Origin of the sequence: Streptomyces sp. NPDC050121, from assembly GCF_044460385.1 — a bacterium.
Classification (GTDB): Bacteria; Actinomycetota; Actinomycetes; order Streptomycetales; family Streptomycetaceae; genus Streptomyces; species Streptomyces soliscabiei.
Window position 1 is genome coordinate 16,321 of the sequence record NZ_JBITJV010000003.1, and the last position, 16,985, is coordinate 33,305.

General features: G+C 66.0%; 11 protein-coding genes and 1 pseudogene. 9 read left to right on the forward strand and 3 right to left on the reverse strand.

Annotated features, from left to right (window positions below; translation table 11 throughout):
• Positions 1-90: 90 nt before the first annotated feature.
• The 3 genes from ACIBTS_RS04940 to ACIBTS_RS04950 all read left to right on the forward strand — a co-directional run bounded on the left by ACIBTS_RS04940 (position 91) and on the right by ACIBTS_RS04950 (position 11,366).
• Positions 91-3,693 (forward strand): LamG domain-containing protein, encoded by a 3,603-nt coding sequence (locus tag ACIBTS_RS04940; RefSeq protein ID WP_399316663.1) that lies wholly within the window; start codon positions 91-93, stop codon positions 3,691-3,693.
• Positions 3,694-3,817: 124 nt separating this feature from the next.
• On the forward strand, positions 3,818-10,741 hold the full coding sequence (locus tag ACIBTS_RS04945; protein ID WP_399316664.1) for a polymorphic toxin-type HINT domain-containing protein: 6,924 nt from the start codon (positions 3,818-3,820) through the stop codon (positions 10,739-10,741).
• Positions 10,742-10,793: 52 nt separating this feature from the next.
• Positions 10,794-11,366 carry a DUF6000 family protein gene (locus tag ACIBTS_RS04950; RefSeq protein ID WP_399316666.1) on the forward strand — a complete coding sequence of 191 codons (573 nt, stop codon included), beginning with the start codon at positions 10,794-10,796 and terminating at the stop codon, positions 11,364-11,366.
• A 133-nt stretch (positions 11,367-11,499) separates the two neighbouring features.
• Here the strand turns inward: ACIBTS_RS04950 and ACIBTS_RS04955 are convergent, their stop codons facing one another.
• The gene (locus ACIBTS_RS04955; RefSeq protein WP_399316667.1) at positions 11,500-12,027 is read right to left on the reverse strand and encodes a Scr1 family TA system antitoxin-like transcriptional regulator; all 528 of its coding nucleotides are present in this window, start codon (positions 12,025-12,027) and stop codon (positions 11,500-11,502) included.
• Between the two features lie 276 nt (positions 12,028-12,303).
• On the opposite strand from ACIBTS_RS04955, the gene ACIBTS_RS04960 reads away from it, so the two are divergent.
• Together ACIBTS_RS04960 and ACIBTS_RS04965 are read left to right on the forward strand one after the other, a co-directional pair.
• Entirely contained in the window at positions 12,304-13,038 is a 735-nt protein-coding gene (locus tag ACIBTS_RS04960) for a hypothetical protein (protein WP_399316669.1), read from the forward strand.
• Between the two features lie 366 nt (positions 13,039-13,404).
• A pseudogene (locus ACIBTS_RS04965) lies at positions 13,405-13,743 on the forward strand (DUF4265 domain-containing protein); the annotation flags it as partial.
• 42 nt (positions 13,744-13,785) lie between these two features.
• Here ACIBTS_RS04965 and ACIBTS_RS04970 read toward each other — a convergent pair.
• Positions 13,786-13,989, reverse strand: a complete 204-nt coding sequence (locus ACIBTS_RS04970; protein WP_399316671.1) for a DUF397 domain-containing protein — start codon at positions 13,987-13,989, stop codon at positions 13,786-13,788.
• 11 nt (positions 13,990-14,000) lie between these two features.
• The gene (locus ACIBTS_RS04975; RefSeq protein WP_399316673.1) at positions 14,001-14,855 is read right to left on the reverse strand and encodes a helix-turn-helix domain-containing protein; all 855 of its coding nucleotides are present in this window, start codon (positions 14,853-14,855) and stop codon (positions 14,001-14,003) included.
• Positions 14,856-15,105: 250 nt separating this feature from the next.
• Here ACIBTS_RS04975 and ACIBTS_RS04980 point away from each other — a divergent pair, with 250 nt between their 5' ends.
• The 4 genes from ACIBTS_RS04980 (at position 15,106) to rpmA (ending at position 16,967) form a co-directional block, all read left to right on the forward strand.
• Positions 15,106-15,576: an ATP-binding protein gene (locus ACIBTS_RS04980; RefSeq protein ID WP_399316674.1), complete on the forward strand. Its 471-nt coding sequence runs from the start codon at positions 15,106-15,108 to the stop codon at positions 15,574-15,576.
• The gene (locus ACIBTS_RS04985; RefSeq protein WP_399316676.1) at positions 15,573-16,178 is read left to right on the forward strand and encodes a Uma2 family endonuclease; all 606 of its coding nucleotides are present in this window, start codon (positions 15,573-15,575) and stop codon (positions 16,176-16,178) included. Before ACIBTS_RS04980 ends, ACIBTS_RS04985 begins: the two co-directional genes overlap by 4 nt.
• Positions 16,179-16,377: 199 nt before the next feature.
• Complete coding sequence (rplU, locus tag ACIBTS_RS04990) at positions 16,378-16,698, forward strand: 50S ribosomal protein L21 (protein ID WP_007381993.1); 321 nt, start codon at positions 16,378-16,380, stop codon at positions 16,696-16,698.
• Positions 16,699-16,712: 14 nt separating this feature from the next.
• Entirely contained in the window at positions 16,713-16,967 is a 255-nt protein-coding gene (rpmA, locus tag ACIBTS_RS04995) for a 50S ribosomal protein L27 (RefSeq protein WP_010041940.1), read from the forward strand.
• Positions 16,968-16,985 lie beyond the last annotated feature (18 nt).

The following is a 16,985-nucleotide window of genomic DNA, read 5'->3' on the forward strand; positions in this document are numbered from 1 at the left end:
TCCGGCGAACCGACTTCGCAGACAGACACGAGCCGAGCGGAGAGTGGACGCGTGTCCCCAGCCAGACCCAGATCGACACGGCGGGGCCTGGTGTTTCGCGCCACCGCTGCGGCGGCCGTCACCGGCGCGCTGGTGGCCGGGGTTGCGGCTCTCCCCGCCAACGGTGGCAGCTCGGCACGGGATCAGGCGCAGACTGTCGCCGATCAGCCGATGGTGACCGAGCAGCAGGCGATGGCCGCGGCGAAGGAAAGCGGCGAGCAGACGGAAGTCGTGGGCCTGCGTACCGAGCGCAGGGATGTCTTCGCCGAGCCCGACGGCACCTTCACGGCCCGCGAGTACACCGAGCCGGTGCGCACGGTCCAGGCCGGGAAGTGGGTGGACGTCGATGCCAGGCTGGTGAAGCGGGCGGACGGGAGCTGGGGGCCGAAGGCCGCCACCGTGGACCTGGACGTCTCCTCGGGCGCGGCGGGCAAGCCTTTCGTGGCGATGCAGCGGGCGGGCCGCGAGTTTGCCTTGACCTGGCCTTACGGCGAGCTGCCCGCGCCGACGATCGACGGGGACACGGCTACCTACGTCGACGCCCTGCCCGGCGTCGATCTGACCGTGCGCGCCGAGGCCGACGGCTTCGGTCACCTGCTGGTCGTCAAGACGCCCCAGGCGGCCGCCGACCCGAGGCTGGCCCGCCTCGATCTGGGCATGACCACTGACGGCCTGAAGGTCGCGGAGGATGCCTCCGGGGCGATCCTCGCTGAGGACGCTGCGGTAGGCGGGACGGTCTTCCAGGCGGGCAGGCCATCGATGTGGGACTCGGCCGCAGCGGAGGAGTCCGCCACCCAGGAGCAGGGCCCCCAAGCCGTCGCGAAGGCGCTGAAGGCGGCGGCAGCCGGCGCGGACGACACCACCACGGCCACCATGGCCGCTACCCCGGGCCCTGAGGCCGATCAGCTCGTCGAGCCCTCCCTGGAGGGGCCGGGCGGCGGTGGACGCGTGGCGCCGCTCGAGGTGGAGGTGAGCAGGGACAAGCTGAGCCTGATCCCCGACCAGAATCTCCTCAAAGGAGCGAACACCGTCTTCCCGGTCGTCATCGACCCGATCCAGCGCACCACTTCGCGTACGGCGTGGACGGGCGTGATGTCGGGGATGCCGAGCCAGCAGGACTGGAAGTACTCGGGCAGCGCGGGCGCCGGCAAGTGCCCCACCGACTACAACCCGGTCTCCTGCAACGGAGTCGGCGTGCGCCGCGTGATGTTCACGATGCCGCTGTCCTTCTACAAGGGGAAGCAGATCCTGGGCGCGACCTTCTCCGCGCGGGTCGAGCACATCTACAGCGCCTCCCCGACCGCCGAGCCGATCCAGCTGTACCGGATCGGCGGGCAGAACTACTCGCTCTCGTCGTCCAGCAACTGGTCGAACACGTCGGACGACTGGGACGACTATCTGCAGACCGTCGACAAGGCGATCTCCCCGACCTCCTGCTCCAGCCAGGCCAACCTGCACTTCGAGAGCGGTGCGAGCGGCGAGCTGACGAGCGAGATCAGGACGGCCGCCGCGGGTGGCTGGAACGCGATGACGCTCGGTCTGCGGGCGGCCGACGAGTCCCGCTTCGCGGAGTGGAAGCGGATCTGCGGCAACGCCTACCTGTCGGTCAAGTACAACTCCCTGCCGCGCCAGATCAAGACCTCCGACATGTCCACCGACCCCGGCGGGCTGTGCAAGTGGGGCGCGAGCCGTACGTACACCGACGCGCCGCCGAAGCTGCAGGCCATCGCGAGCGACCCCGACCATGGCAACGGCCAGACCGACAAGGTGAAGGTCGAGTTCAAGGTCGAGTGGAGCGGAGGCTCGTACACGTACACCACCCCGGACTGGCTTTCCCCGACGGCAGCAACCAAGTTCACGCACACCGTGAAGTCGTCGATCCCGCAGAACACCCCCATCTATTGGAGCGCACGCGCCTACGACGGGGACGGCTACGGCCCATGGAGCTCGGAAGGCACGCAGCGCTGCGAGTTCGTCTACGACAAGACGTGGCCCGGCAAGCCGAACGTGCTGTCCAAGCAGTATCCGTCCGACACCGTCTACCACGACGGTGTGGGCACGTACGGCACCTTCACCTTCGCGCCCAACCCGAACGACTCCATCCCGGACACCGACGTCGTCAAGTACCAGTACTCCTTCGACGGTGCAGCCCTGGCCACACTCACCCCGGCCTCTGGGGGAGGCTCGGTCTCCACGCAGTGGATGCCTACCCGGTCCGGGCGGCACGTGTTGCGGGTGCTTGCGGTCGACAAGGCGGCGCACTCCAGCGAGAACTACTACGACTTCCTGGTGAGTGAGGGTGACCCGGTCCGCGCCCAGTGGAACCTCGCTGACGAGGCGGGTGACGTCGAGGCCCACGACGAGAGCGGCGAGTTCTCGGCGACCGCCGGCACCGCTGTCACGTTCGGCGTCGACGGGCCGGGCGGCAAGGCCGACCGAGCTGCCCGCTTCGACGGCACCGCCCAGTCCTACCTCGACACCGGCGAGACCGTCCTCGACACCACCAAGAGCTTCAGTGTCAGCGCGTGGGTGCGACCCACCGCACTGGACAAGAACATGACGGTGATCAGCCAGGACGGCACCGGCGAGCCCGGCTTCACCCTCGGCTACGACACGGTCGCGCGGACCTGGAAGTTCTCCGTACCGGTCAACGACGTGACCTCACTCGGCGAATGGAAAGCCGTCTCCACCGGCGTCTCCGTGGTCAAGGACCAGTGGGTGCTGCTGACCGGCGTGTACGACGCGCAGAAGAGCGGTGGGCCGCAGCTCCAGCTCTACATCAACAAGGACCTGAAGGGCGTCAGCCAGCGTCTTTCCACGTGGAAGTCGTACGGTCCGCTGCAGATCGGCCGTACCACGGCCAAGAGCGGCTATCGCGACAACTTCACCGGCGACCTGGCCGAGGTCCGTGTCTTCGACCGCGTCCTGCCGGCCGCCCAGGTCGTCGAGCTGATGACCGTCAAGCCGGAGCGCAAGGGTTACTGGCAGCTCGACGACGCGAGTAGCGGCGCCTCTGCCGAGACGGGCGGCGGTCAGGCGCTGACGCTGTCCGGCAATGCGGCGATCTACCGGCCTGCCGACGTGTTCGACAACGCGGCCTTGGTGGGTGACGGCAACCTGCTCCTGGACGGCGACGGCGACTACGCGTCAACCGCCACCGCCCCGGTCACCGGCAACACCAGCTTCACCGTGACTGCCCGCGCCCAGCTCACCACTCTGGAGGCGGAGAAGTCGCAGACGGTGCTGTCTCTGCCGGGGGCCAACGCCAACCGCGTTCAGGTGCGTTACCAGGCGGCCACCGGACAGTGGGAGTTGGCCGTGGCCAAGGCCGACGTGGCAGCCCCGGAATTCGTCACCTTCACCAACGACCACGAACTCCCCGATACCGGTGGCTCCGGTCAGCATCTGGCGGTGGTCTACGACGCCTTCGCCAACTCCCTTCGCCTGTACGTCGAGGGCGAGCTCGTGGCCGGCGCCTACGGCACGGACGACACCCTTTGGTCCGCCACCGGCGGTCTGCAGGTGGGCCGATCCCTGCTCGGAGACAGCGAGTACTTCGCCGGGGCCATCGACGAGGTGCGCGTCTACAGCGGAGCCGCCGACCCGGTCACGGTGGAGCGGATGGCCAGCCTGACCGCGGCGCCTGACATGTGACGGAACGCCATTCCCTCGGTGTGCCGGGACTGGTGAGTCCCGGCACACCCTCCCTTCCCACGACGTGCTCCATCGATCAGGGAGTTGTCCGATGTTCTTCCGTGGCCGCTCACTGAGCCGCCGCATGCCCAGACCGATGCTCGCCGCGACAGTGCTCGGGCTCACGCTCGCGCTGTCCGCCTCCTCGGTCCAGGCCATGGCGCTCGACGACGGCGACCGGGGCCGCACCAGCCGCCCCGGCGTCCAGGACGACGGCGATCCCGCCAAGGGATCGGACGCGAAAGCGAGGTCCCGCCCCTCCGACCCGGCGCACAAGGCCGCGGTCACGGGGCTCGACAAGGCGGTGTGGCCCGAGCAGGGAGGCACCGAGGTGCGGCTCGGGGGCACCGCGGAGGCAGGCGGTCTGCCGGTCAGCCTCGGAAAGCCCCAGACCAACGCCGCGAATGTCGTGGGCAAGGTCAGTGTCGACGTCCTCGACCCGAAGCGCACCGCTCAACTCGGCGCCGGCGTCCTCCTCCACGTCGCGCGTGCGGACGACGTGGGCAAGGCCGCCAAGGTCCGGCTGACGGTCGACTACTCGGAGTTCGCCGAGGGTTTCGGCGGCTCCTACGCCTCCCGTCTCCAACTCGTCCAGCTGCCCGCCTGCGCCATGGTCGCCATCCCGGGCAGCAAGGCGTGCCCGCAGCAGCCCACGGTGCTGCCGACGGTGAACGACGTGGAGGCGGGCACCGTCTCCGCCGATGTGACAGCCGCCCCGGGCTCGGCCGACGGGGTGTCTACGATGGCGGCCGACGCGACGTCCCTGGTGGCGGTGGCGGCGGGACCGTCGAGCGCGCAGGGCACCTACAAGGCCACGGCCCTGGCCCCCTCCTCGAGCTGGAATGTCGCCCCCTCCTCGGGCGGGTTCAGCTGGAACTATCCGCTGACCTCGGTCCCGACTCCCGGCGGCTTGGTCCCCACGGTGGGTCTCGGCTACTCCTCCCAGTCGGCGGACGGCCGTACTTCGGCCACCAACAACCAGGGTTCCTGGCTCGGTGAGGGCTTCTCCTACGATCCCGGCTACATCGAGCGCCGCTACAAGCCCTGTTCCGACGACGGCCACGACGGCTCCGGCGAGCAGTGCTGGGCGTTCGAGAACGCCACGATCATGCTCAACGGCATGTCGGGGGAGTTGGTCAAGGACGACACGACCGACAAGTGGCATCTGTCGTCCGACGACGGCACCAAGGTCGAGAGGCTGACCGGAGCCACCAACGGCGACGACGGCAGCGCCGGCGACAAGGGCGACAAGGGCGAGCACTGGAAGATCACCACCCCCGAGGGCACCGAGTACTCCTTCGGCTTGAACCGCTTGCCGGGCTGGGCCACGGGCAACGAGGAGACCAACTCGGTCTGGACGGCCCCGGTGTTCGGCGACGACTCCGGTGAGCCCTGTTACAACGCTGCCTTCACCAGCGCGTACTGCCAGCAGGCGTGGCGCTGGAGCCTGGACTACGTCAAGGACACGCACGGCAACGTCATGTCCTACTTCTACGACCGCGAGACCAACTTCTACGCGCTGAACGGCAAGACGGACGTCAACGGCACCGCGTATCACCGCGGCGGCTACCTCAAGCGCATCGACTACGGTCAGCAGGACACGAAGGTCTACGCCGCGAAGGCTCCGGCCCGGGTCGTCTTCAACACCACGGAACGCTGCCTGCCGACAACCGACTTCGACTGCGCGGAAAGCAAGCGCACCAAGGCGAACGCTTCACACTGGCCGGACGTCCCGGTCGACCAGGAGTGCAAGTCCGGCACGAAGTGCACATCACCCGTCCAGACGTTCTGGACGACCAAGCGGCTGACGTCGATCGTCACGCAGATGCGCAAGGACGCCACGACCTACGCGGACGTGGACGCCTGGAGCTTTACACACCTGTTCACGGACAACGGCGACGACTCCAAGACGCTGTGGTTGTCGAAGATCGACCACGAGGGCCGGGCCGGTACGGCGGTGAAACTGCCGTCGGTGGAGCTCTTCGGGGAGCAACTCGCCAACCGGGTCGACGCCGTCGGCGACAACATCGCCCCGTTCCACCGTTTCCGACTCTCGATGGTCCTCAGCGAGACGGGCGCCCAACTCGACGTCACCTACGCGCCCGTCGACTGCGCGAAGGCGTCGCTGCCCAAGCCGGGTGAGTCGACCAAGCGCTGCTATCCGGTGAAGTGGGCACCACCGGGTTACGTGGAACCGATCACGGACTGGTTCCACAAGTACGTCGTGTCGGCGATCATCGAGACCGACCGCACGGGCGGCGGCGACTCGATGGTCACCCGCTACGACTACCAGGGCGACGCCGCCTGGCGTAAGGCGAAGCCGGACGGCATCACCGATGACAAGTACCTGACCTGGGGCGGCTGGCAGGGCTACGGCAAGGTCAAGGTCACGAGCGGCAGCTCGGACAAGCAGACGACCCGAGTCGACTACACGTACCTCCAGGGCATGGACGGCGACAAGGATGCCGACGGGAACGCCCGCTCGGTGACCGTCAAGGACTCCACGGGAGCCTCCTACACGGACGCCGAGGAGTTCACCGGCCACCAGTTGGAGGCGGCGACCTACGACGGCGGCAAACTGGTCTCCAAGACGATCGACGCCCCGTGGAAGTACTACACGGCCACCCAGACCAGGAGCTGGGGCACCACCCGCGCGGCGATCGTGCGAAGTCAGACCGGCCGTGGCTTCAGCCTGAAGTCCGACGGCACCTGGCGCGAGACGAAGTCCACGACGACGTACGACACGTCCAACGGCACCGGCCGCGTCCTGGAGGTCGACGACCTGGGCGACGTCTCCACCGCCAAGGACGACACCTGTACCCGTACTGCCTACGCGGACAACGCGGCGAAGAACATCCTCTCGCTGCCCGCGCGCAGCGAGTCCGTCACCGTGAAGTGCGCGACGACCCCCGACCGCAGGACCCAGGTACTGGCGGACGAGCGCACCTCGTACGACAAGGGCGCGTTCGGCGCGGCGCCCACGAAGGGCGACGCCACCAAGACCGAGCGGATGACGTCACACGACGGCACCACGGCGACGTACCAGGTCACCGGCGCCACCACCTACGACGACTTCGGCCGCCCGCTGTCCCAGCAGGACGCGAAACAGTACGGGACGACGAGCCAGACGAAGACCGTCTACACCGAGACGAACGGCCTGTTGTCGAAGACGGTCGTCACCAACGCACTCGGTCACACCACCACGACCGACTACGCCCAGGCCTGGGGCATGTCGGCCGGCCAGACCGACCCCAACGGCAAGCGCACCGACCTCGCGTACGACGCCCTGGGCCGCCTGACCTCCGTGTGGCTGGCGGACCGGGCGAGCAAGCAGACGCCGAGCATCAGGTACTCGTACAACGTCCGCAAGGACAAGGTCACCTCGATCAAGACGGAGAAGATCGAGAACGACGGCACCTACGGCGCCGAGTACCAACTCTACGACAGCATGCTCAGGCCCCGCCAGATCCAGACCGAGGGCCCGGACGGCACCCGCATGGTCGCCGACACGTTCTACGACGCCACCGGCAACGTCAGGAAGACCAACTCGACGTACAACGCGGCCGGCGCGGCCGAGGGCGAACTGCTCCTCATGAGCGACAGCCAGGTGGGCTCGCAGAACCTGATCGAGTACGACGGTCTGGGCCGGACCACGGCCGACATCTTCGCGGTCTCGGGCGCCGAACAGTGGCGCACTACGACCGCTTACGACGGTGAGTCGACCCATGTGAACCCGCCAGTCGGCGGCGTCCCCACGACGACGATCACCGACGGCCAGGGCAACGTCTCCGAGATCCGCCACTACCGGGGTTCCTCGCCCGGCGCAGGGGTGCCGTACGACTCGACGAAGTACACGTACAACAAGGCGGGCTTGCTGGAGACGGTCACCGACGCCAAGGACAACGTGTGGCGTTACGAGTACGACCAGTTGGGCCGCAAGAAGCTGAGTGTCGATCCCGACGCGGGCACTTCACGCACGGAGTACGACGAGCTGGACCGCCCGATCGCCACGTACGACGGACGCAACAAGAAGACCTCCACGGTCTACGACGAACTCGGACGCGTTGTCTCGACGTGGCAGGGCGACGCCGGCACCGGCACCAAGCTGAGCGAGACCAGGTACGACAAGGCGGGTTGGCTGGGCCAGGCCTACGGCTTCCTCAGCTACATCTCGCCGACGGAGTACTTCGCCACGGTCGTCCAGTCGATGGACTCGCTCTACCGCCCGCTGAAAACCGCCTACCAGATCCCCAACTCCCAGGGTTCCCTGGCCGGCACATACGCCTTCACCACCACTTACCACACCGACGGAACAGTCCAGACCGCGGGCATGCCCGCCATCGGCGATCTGCCGGCGGAGAGCCTAGTCTACACGTACGACGACCTGCAGCGGCCGACGTCGATGACGGGCGACGCCAACTCGTACGTCACCGACACCGTCTACTCCGAGACCAGCCAACTCCAACAGTTGGAGCTGTCCAACGGCAGTGGCAAGAAGGTCTGGCAGACCTTCAACTATGAGAAGGGCACCGACCGGCTGACCCGCTCGGTGGTCGACGTGTACGGCGCGACGGCCCCGGCGAAGAACGCGAACTACTCCTACGACCAGGCAGGCAACGTCCTGTCTGTCGCGGACACGGCGAACGCCTCGACGCCGGACGTGCAGTGCTTCGCCTACGACGGCCGGCAGCGGCTGGCGGACGCCTGGACCCCGGCGGCCACCGCAACGACCGCGGCCGGCTCCGGTACCCGCGGCTCCGCCACCCCGGTGAACGGCACCGGCCCCACGGCCTGTGACACCGCGGCCGGTTCGAGCGCGCTCGGCGGCCCGGCCCCGTACTGGAAGTCGTACGAGACGGACGCCATCGGCAACCGAATCTCCGAGACCCACCACGACACCGGTCTCGACGCGACGAAGAACATCACCCGCACCTACGAGTACGGCGGCGCGGGCGCGCTCGGCGACGGACCGCACCAGGTCACCAAGGTCACCGAGAAGACCCCGACCGGGGACAGGCAGACGTCGTACGAGTACGACGACGCAGGCAACACCACCAAGCGCACGATCGGCGGCAACGCCCAGTCCCTGACCTGGAACGACACGGGCAAGGTGGGCGAGGTCACCGAGGCGAACGGTTCGAAGACCAGCTACCTGTACGACGCGTCCGGCAACCGTCTCGTCCGCAAGGATCCCTCGGGTACGACCGTCTACCTGCCGGGCACTGAGCTGAAGCTGTCGGCTGACGGCACCAAGAAGGAAGCGACCCGCTACTACGAGTACGCCGGCCAGACCGTCGCGGTCCGTACCGCGGCAAAGCTCTCCTTCGTCGCCGCCGACCACCACGGCACAGGCGAACTGGCAATCGACGCAGCGACGGGCGCGATCTCCCAACGGCGCTTCGACCCCTTCGGCGTCGAACGCGGCGAGAAACTCGGCCCCTGGCCCGGCGAGAGGGGCTACGTCGGCGGCACGATCGACGCCTCGACCGGCCTGACCCACTTGGGAGCGCGGGAGTACGACGCGGCGATCGGCAAGTTCATCTCGGTCGACCCGATCATCGACTACACCCAACCGCAGCAGATCAACGGCTATGCCTACGCCAACAACTCGCCGGTCACGGAGGCGGACCCCTCTGGACTGATGGTCGTCGACTGCCGGGAAAGCAAGATGCACTGCCCCGGTGCGCCCTCTGTCCCTTCTGTCTCGGATGTCAGCCAGGCGCAGTCCGACGTCAGCGTGGCGTCTGGGGACGTGGCGGCGGCACAGTCCCAACAGTCCTCCGCCAAGCGGCGCATGCAGTCCGCGGGCAAGGCGCTGATCAAGATAGCCCGGGACATCCTGGGCGTGGACGCGGCCCTGGACTGCATCTCCAGCGGCGATGTCGGCGCCTGTGGCGAGACCCTGCTCAACATCGCAGGCAGCTTCGCGGGCGGCCTGGCCGGCAAGATCATGGCCAAGTACGGCGCCCCGTGGAAGTGGGCCAAGGGCCTCAGACTCGTCAAACGAGTGACCGGCCTGGTCAAGGACCTGATAGGCGGCGCGAAGGGCCTCTTCAAGGCGAACAAGGCCCTGGGCAAGGCCCGAATGGGACTGGCCAAGGCCACGGAGAAGCTGGCGGAGGCCAGGGCGAAGGCGGCGGCGGCCCTCAAGAGAGGCAAGGGCTCCTGCAAGGCACCTCACAGTTTCCTCCCCGGCATCAAAGTCCTGCTCGCCGATGGCAAGACCAAGCCGATCGAAAAGGTCAAGCTCGGCGACAAGGTCAAGGTGACCGACCCGAAGCTGGGCGGAATGGCGATCCGCGAGGTCGTCGGCACGATCGTCACCGAGGACGACAAGCACTTCGTCGACCTGACGATCAAGGGAAAGTCCGGCAAGCCCGAGAACCTGGTCTCCACCACAACCCATCCGTTCTGGGTGGACTCCGAGAAGGGGTGGATCGAGGCCGGCGACCTTAAGCCCGGCATGCGATTGCACACCGCGGAGGGCAAGTCGGTCGACCTCACGGGTATCCGCGGCTTCGACAAGCGTCAGCGCACGCACGATCTGACGGTCAGCGACGTGCACACGTACTATGTGCTGGCGGGGGCTACGCCGGTACTCGTGCACAACTGCGATCCGACGGTGGACGATGTGTTCGCCCGGGCTACGGAGCTCGGTGACACTGATGGTGAATACCTCTATCGAGGAGTCACCAACAATCACTACAAGCTTGAGGAAGCGAAAGCAGGAATTGCCGATCCCCGCGGCGGGCACAGCGATCCCATTGCGCATTCAGGTGATGACACAGAGAGTGTCTACACGTCGTGGTCGCCAGACCTGGAGACGGCACGAGAGTTCTCGGAAGAGTTCGGCAGTAGAGGGGCCTTGGTGCTCAGAATTCCGCGCAGTGCGGTCGACCCAAGCCGCATGAAAGTTGCCGGACAGCGGGGACTCGAAGAGTTGGAAGTCCTTATTGAAGGTCGCGTCACAGGGTGTCAGGTGAGCTGCGAATGGGGGCCTTTTAGGTGACGGAATCAAAGTAGTTGTTTCGGGAGAGGGGTTTTGTGTGTCTGGAACCGGTGTGAGTGACCTGTTCACGCGCTATTGCTTGCCTGGGAACAGGTATAAGAAACTCCTCTCCGGGAGCTTCATGAGGGGTGGCCGAGAGCAGGCCCTGCAGTTCGGTGCGGCCATGATGGACGACGGTCGGCAGGTTCTGGCGAGCGATCTGGAGCAGCTCTTGGGGGGCGACTGGCGAGAAGTCCTTACGGCGTGTTGGCTCATCGGGTTCGCGCAGAAATCTGAATTTCGAGCGGATCTGCACAGGCTTATCGAAGAGGGTGACCTCAGGCATACGGGAAAAGGCGTCGCATTCGCGCTGACCCGGTTCCGTCAACCCTCTGATGCGCGTGCGTTGAGGCAGTATCTAGATGGCGCTTTGAGCGAGCTGCAAAATCGGGGAAACCAGCCGTGGTGCCTTGGCGCGCTGCTGTTTATAGAGAGGCGTCTGAACGTACGGATTTCGCAGGAACTACTCGCTCCTGGAGGGTTGTGGGATCGATGGTCAGCGGCAGGCTTCCTTGAGAGTGATGATCCGTCTCATTGGGAGAGAGAAGTGGCTGACTGGATTGAGCTAGCCGAGAGTCTGGACTGACCGCCAGCGGGCTGTATCTGCATCAATTCCTCTAAGTTGCACTCTCGGGAAAATATTCAAAACGATACAGAAGAGCAAGTTGCTTTATATTGCGCGGCGAAGGCTTTCAAGGCATCTCGGCAGCTTGGTCATGTCACTGCTGAGGTTCTCTTATTGGTACCGCTGTTTGCAAGCTGGCTATTAGAGCAGCGAGTGAAGGTGTGCTGGTGGTGAGGACGCTCTCCAACTCGTCGCTTTCGCGCAAAAGTATCGTTCCGGTGGGAGTAACGGCGAGATAGATGCACGATGAGGCTTCCTCGCTGTATGTGGACTTCTGCCAGTTTAGTTCGGTCATGGCTTGGCCTTCAGGTGTCTTGGGCGATGCGGAGGATGAGGTCGCGGGAAGGTGCGGGTTCCAGCGTGGCCGGCTGCATGCGGTCCAGGATGAGTCGGTACTTGGCCAACTGTGCGACGGAGTCGATGAGTTCGCTGCGTGGGCCGCGTCAAGCTGGGCGGTGTCGAGGGCGGGAACCGGCCCGTGCGCGTAGTGCAGGCCGTGGCCGACGGTGGGGAAGGCCGTGCCGTCGAACGGGATCACCCGGACGGTGACGTGGGGCTGTTCGCTCATCTTCATGACGTGGTCCAGCTGGGCGCGCGCCACTTCTCGGCCGCCGAAGCCCATACGCAGGGCGGCTTCGTGGATGATCGCCGTGTACTTCGGTGGAGGATGGCCTGGCGCTTGATGCGGTGGGAGATGCGGTACTCGATCTCGTGCGGGCGTAGAGCCGGAACCACCTGGCGGAACAAGGCGCACCGCTGGCGGGCACACAGTCCACGACGGTGAAAGTGATGGGCGGAAGTCAGGAATACGGCCCCGAGTAGCACGGGGAGTTGTATCCGAAGTGTCCGTCATGTGTGAGGATCTTCGATTTCCTGGACGGAAAGAGGTAACAGGGGCGTGGTGGAAGACCTGACGCCGAGGGGTCGCCGTTTTCTCGATAGCTGGGGCAGACGAGCCCCTCGCGGGGTGGTTGATGCGTCCACGGAACTTCCCGCAGAGCTGAGAGGCGTCATGGTCTCCCACGAGAGGCGCTTCGGAGGACTGTCGTTTCCCATCTTGGGCGGTGAGCTGGAGGGCTGGATTCGCCTCGGGATGAAGACGGGCAAGGCTCGGCTCTCCAGTTCCGGCGCTTGGATGTTCAACTTCGCGGAGCCGCAGTTCGTGCAGTGCGGCTTGGTCTGCAGGGAGGACGGCCACTTTGGGGTGTCGTGGTCAGGAGAATTTCTGCCCTGGCACGCCGATGTACGTCACTTGATCGAGGCGAGCGCCGTTTGGGCCGACCTGATTGGTTGGCAGCGGCCGGCCCTGTGCGAAGGCACCCCGCAGGACGTCCCAGCCGTCCTAGCTGCACTGGCGGACCTGGCTGCTGTGGGAGAACTGTCTCCGGAGGGGCCTGCCTCATCGGAACTGACCTCCTGGTGGCTCGGTGACGGCGTGGCCGTCTACTCCGAGCCGTACATCACCTACCTTCCGGAAGGTGCACGCCGCATCCATGTGATCACTGCAGCCGCACGAGAGGGATTGCGGATCAGGGAGGCCCTGCAAGAGGCTGAGAAGTCGGCGACTGGGGGCCTGAGGGTCAGATCGGTGGACGAGTATGTGGGTGACCCAACCGACTACCCATTCGTCTGAACGGTGCGCAGAACCCTGTCTCAACTGAACGTGATCCCTTTATTTCTGCTGGTCGTGTGTCACGAATGCTGAAGGAGGCGTCGATGCAGGCGCTTCCGGAAGCAGCGATCGGTCAGGAAGGCTGTGCTGGCGAAACAGTCGAAGAGTGGGATGACGAACTCCGAGATTACCTGGGGCCATGGGAATGGATTCTTCTTGGTCGAATGAGCGACCGGTGTCAGCCAGTGGGGCGAAGACGTTCAAGGTTGCTTTCGACCTGAAATCGGACGACTCTGGCTGGCCTCCGGTCTCGGTGGAGCGCCTCTGGGGTGAGAAGACGGATGTCAGGTTCGAGATCCGGCTCGTGAACACGCCGTTCTTCACCCGGGGGTAGCGGTCGGCGACCTGGTCAGGGTTCGTGCAGACCACGAGCGACGAGAACTCGTCTATGAGGGCTTCACCGCGGAGTCCGGACATTCGACCGTCCGTATCGTGTTTCTGCGGAGTGAGGTACGGGATTCGGTGGAGCGCAGGCTGCGGGAACTGGGCTGCAGCTGGGAGATCACGGAAAGATTTCAGAAGCTGATGGCGGTTGACGTCCCGCCGGACGTCAGTTACGGAGATTTGCGGCCATGGCTCCTGCAGCGCATTGAGTCAGGGGACATCGAGATCCAGGAAAGCGCGATCTCGGCCGTGCATCGGGGACAACTGAGTAAGTTCCCGTAGTCGTGTACTGCCCGAAATTTTCGATGTGATGGTGGGTCTCAACTATGTGTTGGGGCCCACTGCGCTTTTCTCGGTGTCTGTGAGGATTGCTATGAGCGCGGCGAGTTGGGTAGGCCCCGTGGCAAGCGCCGTCGCCGGTGTATCGCTTTCCAGTAGATAGATAGTTCCGACCCGGTCCGAAGCAACGTGCACGCACGCGGACGCCTCCTGGCTGTACGTGGACTTCTGCCAGTGCAGTTCGGGCATGGAGGGCTCCTTTAGAGGTCTTGAGCGAGTTGGGAGATGAAGTCGCTGGACCCGGCAGGGGAGAGGGCCGCTTGAGAGGTGCGGTCCAGGATCGTGCGGTAACGCCCCAACTGGGCGGGGGAGTCGATGAGTTCTGCGCCATGGTCGGTGTCGAGCTGGACGGTGTCCAGTTGCTGTACAGGGCCGTGGAAGTAGTCGATTCCTTGGCCAGAGGTGTGGAAGGGGCCGTTCTCGAAGGGGATGACGGTGATCGTGACGTGGCTGAGTTCGCTGATCTCGTTGAGGTGGTACAGCTGGGCCCGGACGGTCGCGCGGTCGCCGAAGCGCATGCGGAGTGCGGCCTCGTGGATGATCGCCGTGTAGGGCGGGGGCTGTTCGCGGTGCAGGATTTCCTGGCGTTTGATGCGGTGTGAGACGCGGTGCTCGACCTCGTGCGGCTTCAGTGGCGGCACGGTGTGGCTGAAGAGGGCGCGGGCGTGGTCGGGGGTCTGGAGCAGTCCGGGGATGTTGATGACGTGGGCCACGCGCAGTGCGGTGGCGTGGTGTTCGACCTCGGTCAGGTCCAGGACTCGGGGGGAGAGGATGTCCCGGTACTCCTCCCACCAGCCGCGCCGGCGCTCGCCGGTCATTGCGGTGAGGGCTTCGATCAGGGGTTCGTCGGTGCAGTCGTAGTGCCGGGCGATGGTGCGGACGCGGTCGGCGCTGACTCCGTAGCGTCCTGCTTCGATGTTGCTCACGCGGGACTGCGTTGCTCCGACGAGGGCTGCGGCCTGGGTGGCGGAGAGGTCGGCCCGCTCTCGCAGCCTGCGCAGTTCGACCCCGAGGCGTCGGCGCCGGGCGGAGGGGAGGGGGCTCGGTTGCGGCATCGACTGCGACTTCCCGTTCGTACGTGCGTTGCGTAAGTCACCCACAGGAGGGCAATGGGGACTGCATTCCCTTTAGTTCATGGAATGTAGTCCATGAACTGCTCTACGGTGAGTCCCGAGCCGCTCACCCAGCCCCGCCGATAACCCGGAAGCGCACCGCGCCGCACATCACGTGCGTGCGCGGCACTGCCACCGACCGGTCGGGCCGGACCGTCGAGTGAGCCAACTTCCCCCACCGCAGGAGGCGTTCATGGTCACCGTATCCCCGTCGGAGTGCGAAGCGGTTCCAACCTGGGCGTACACACTTCAACTGCCCCATGATCCACGAGCCGCCCGGATCGCCCGCGTCACGCTCAGAGCCGTTCTCGCCGGACACGGCATGCGCCAACTACAGGACTCCGCCGAACTGTTGGCCACGGAGCTCGTCACCAACGCCTACCGGCACTCCACCGGCCCCGCCGCTCTGCGCCTTCGCGGTCTCGGTCGTAGTCGGCTCCGGGTGAGCGTCTGGGACGCCAACCCACACATCCCGCCTCCCTTCGACACGCGGTCCGGGTCCCGCCGTCTCCCCGTTCCGGCGGGCGCTGACGCCGAGGGCGGGCGCGGGCTCTTTCTCGTATGCCATTACGCCGAGACGTGGGGTGGGTATCCGCTCGGCGACGGCCTCGCCGGGGGCGGCGGGAAGCTTCTGTGGTGCGAGGTGGGTGGAGGATCGTGGTGACCAGCGTGTCCGTGCACCCCCGGGACAATGACGTCCCGCCGAGCGGATCCTTCGGAGAGATGCTCCGGATCGTCGAGGAACTGGACACGCCGGCCGGATACAAGGCCGAGCTCGTCCGGGGGAAGATCGTCGTGTCGCCGGGGCCGAAACTGCTGTACATGAAGGTCATCAAGTCGCTGCGGCTCCAGCTGGGGCCGCATGCCCCCGATGGGCACTACGCGGACGCGGCTCCGTTTCTCTTCGCTTTCCCCCGCTCCGAGCGTGCGTACGGGCCTGACCTGCACGTCGCCGACGAGTCCGCCTTCGACGCGGAAGGTCGGCACGTCGACGGCACCGCCCTCTCCCTCGCCGCCGAGCTGACCTCCGATTCCACCGAGGACGTCGACTGGCTCGACAGGACGGAGACGTACGGGCGGGTCGTCCCGGTCTACCTGCTGCTCGATATGCGGGCCGGGGAGATCAAGGTCCTCTGGGATCCGTCTTCCGAGGGGTACCAGTCGCGGACCAACGTTCCCTTCGGGCAGCCTGTGCGTGTCCCAGCACCCTTCGACTTCGAGCTCGACACATCCGGGTTCGCCGTAGGTCAGGTGCAGGTGAGATGAGCGGGCCCCAGCCCGGTTTGACCCCCGGAGACGCGGCCCGTAGCCTTGACCCTCGGCGTGTCGACTGACGTGCCACATCCCCGTAAACCTTTTTCCTCCTGGTTGCCGGTGTTTCGGTGGTCGGGAGAGGCCGTCCGTGTTCGTTCCCGGGTGGCTGGACTTCGGGGGTGCCGTCCCAGAGCGAGAGAGTGAGATCAGCGTGTACGCCATCGTGCGCAGCGGTGGTCGCCAGCACAAGGTTGCTGTCGGCGACATCGTTGAGGTTGACAAGATTTCCACTGCCAAGGTTGGCGACACGGTCGAGCTCTCGACCCTGCTCGTTGTCGACGGCGACGCTGTGACCAGCGACCCGTGGGTGCTGGCCGGCATCAAGGTCCAGGCCGAGGTCGTGGACCACCACAAGGGCGTCAAGATCGACATCCTTCGCTACAAGAACAAGACCGGCTACCGCCGTCGTCAGGGCCACCGCCAGCAGTACACGGCGATCAAGGTCACTGAGATCCCCGCGGCTGCGAAGTAAGGGACTGAGGAGACATGGCACACAAGAAGGGCGCATCGTCCACCCGGAACGGTCGCGACTCCAATGCCCAGCGGCTCGGCGTGAAGCGCTTCGGCGGTCAGGTCGTCAACGCGGGTGAGATCCTGGTCCGCCAGCGCGGCACGCACTTCCACCCCGGCGCGGGCGTCGGCCGTGGCGGCGACGACACGCTGTTCGCCCTGCAGGCCGGTTCGGTGCAGTTCGGCACCCACCGTGGCCGCAAGGTCGTGAACATCGTCCCGGTTGCCTGAATCAGCTGCATCACCTGC

Bases quoted from the DNA above. Each gene is read 5' to 3' on its own strand.
- ACIBTS_RS04945 (WP_399316664.1), top strand. From the start codon at position 3,818: ATGCCCAGACCGATGCTCGCCGCGACAGTGCTCGGGCTCACGCTCGCG.
- ACIBTS_RS04955 (WP_399316667.1), bottom strand. From the start codon at position 12,027: ATGGGCTTCGGCGGCCGAGAAGTGGCGCGCGCCCAGCTGGACCACGTC.
- ACIBTS_RS04970 (WP_399316671.1), bottom strand. From the start codon at position 13,989: ATGCCCGAACTGCACTGGCAGAAGTCCACGTACAGCCAGGAGGCGTCC.
- ACIBTS_RS04975 (WP_399316673.1), bottom strand. From the start codon at position 14,855: ATGCCGCAACCGAGCCCCCTCCCCTCCGCCCGGCGCCGACGCCTCGGG.
- ACIBTS_RS04980 (WP_399316674.1), top strand. From the start codon at position 15,106: ATGGTCACCGTATCCCCGTCGGAGTGCGAAGCGGTTCCAACCTGGGCG.
- rpmA (WP_010041940.1), top strand. From the start codon at position 16,713: ATGGCACACAAGAAGGGCGCATCGTCCACCCGGAACGGTCGCGACTCC.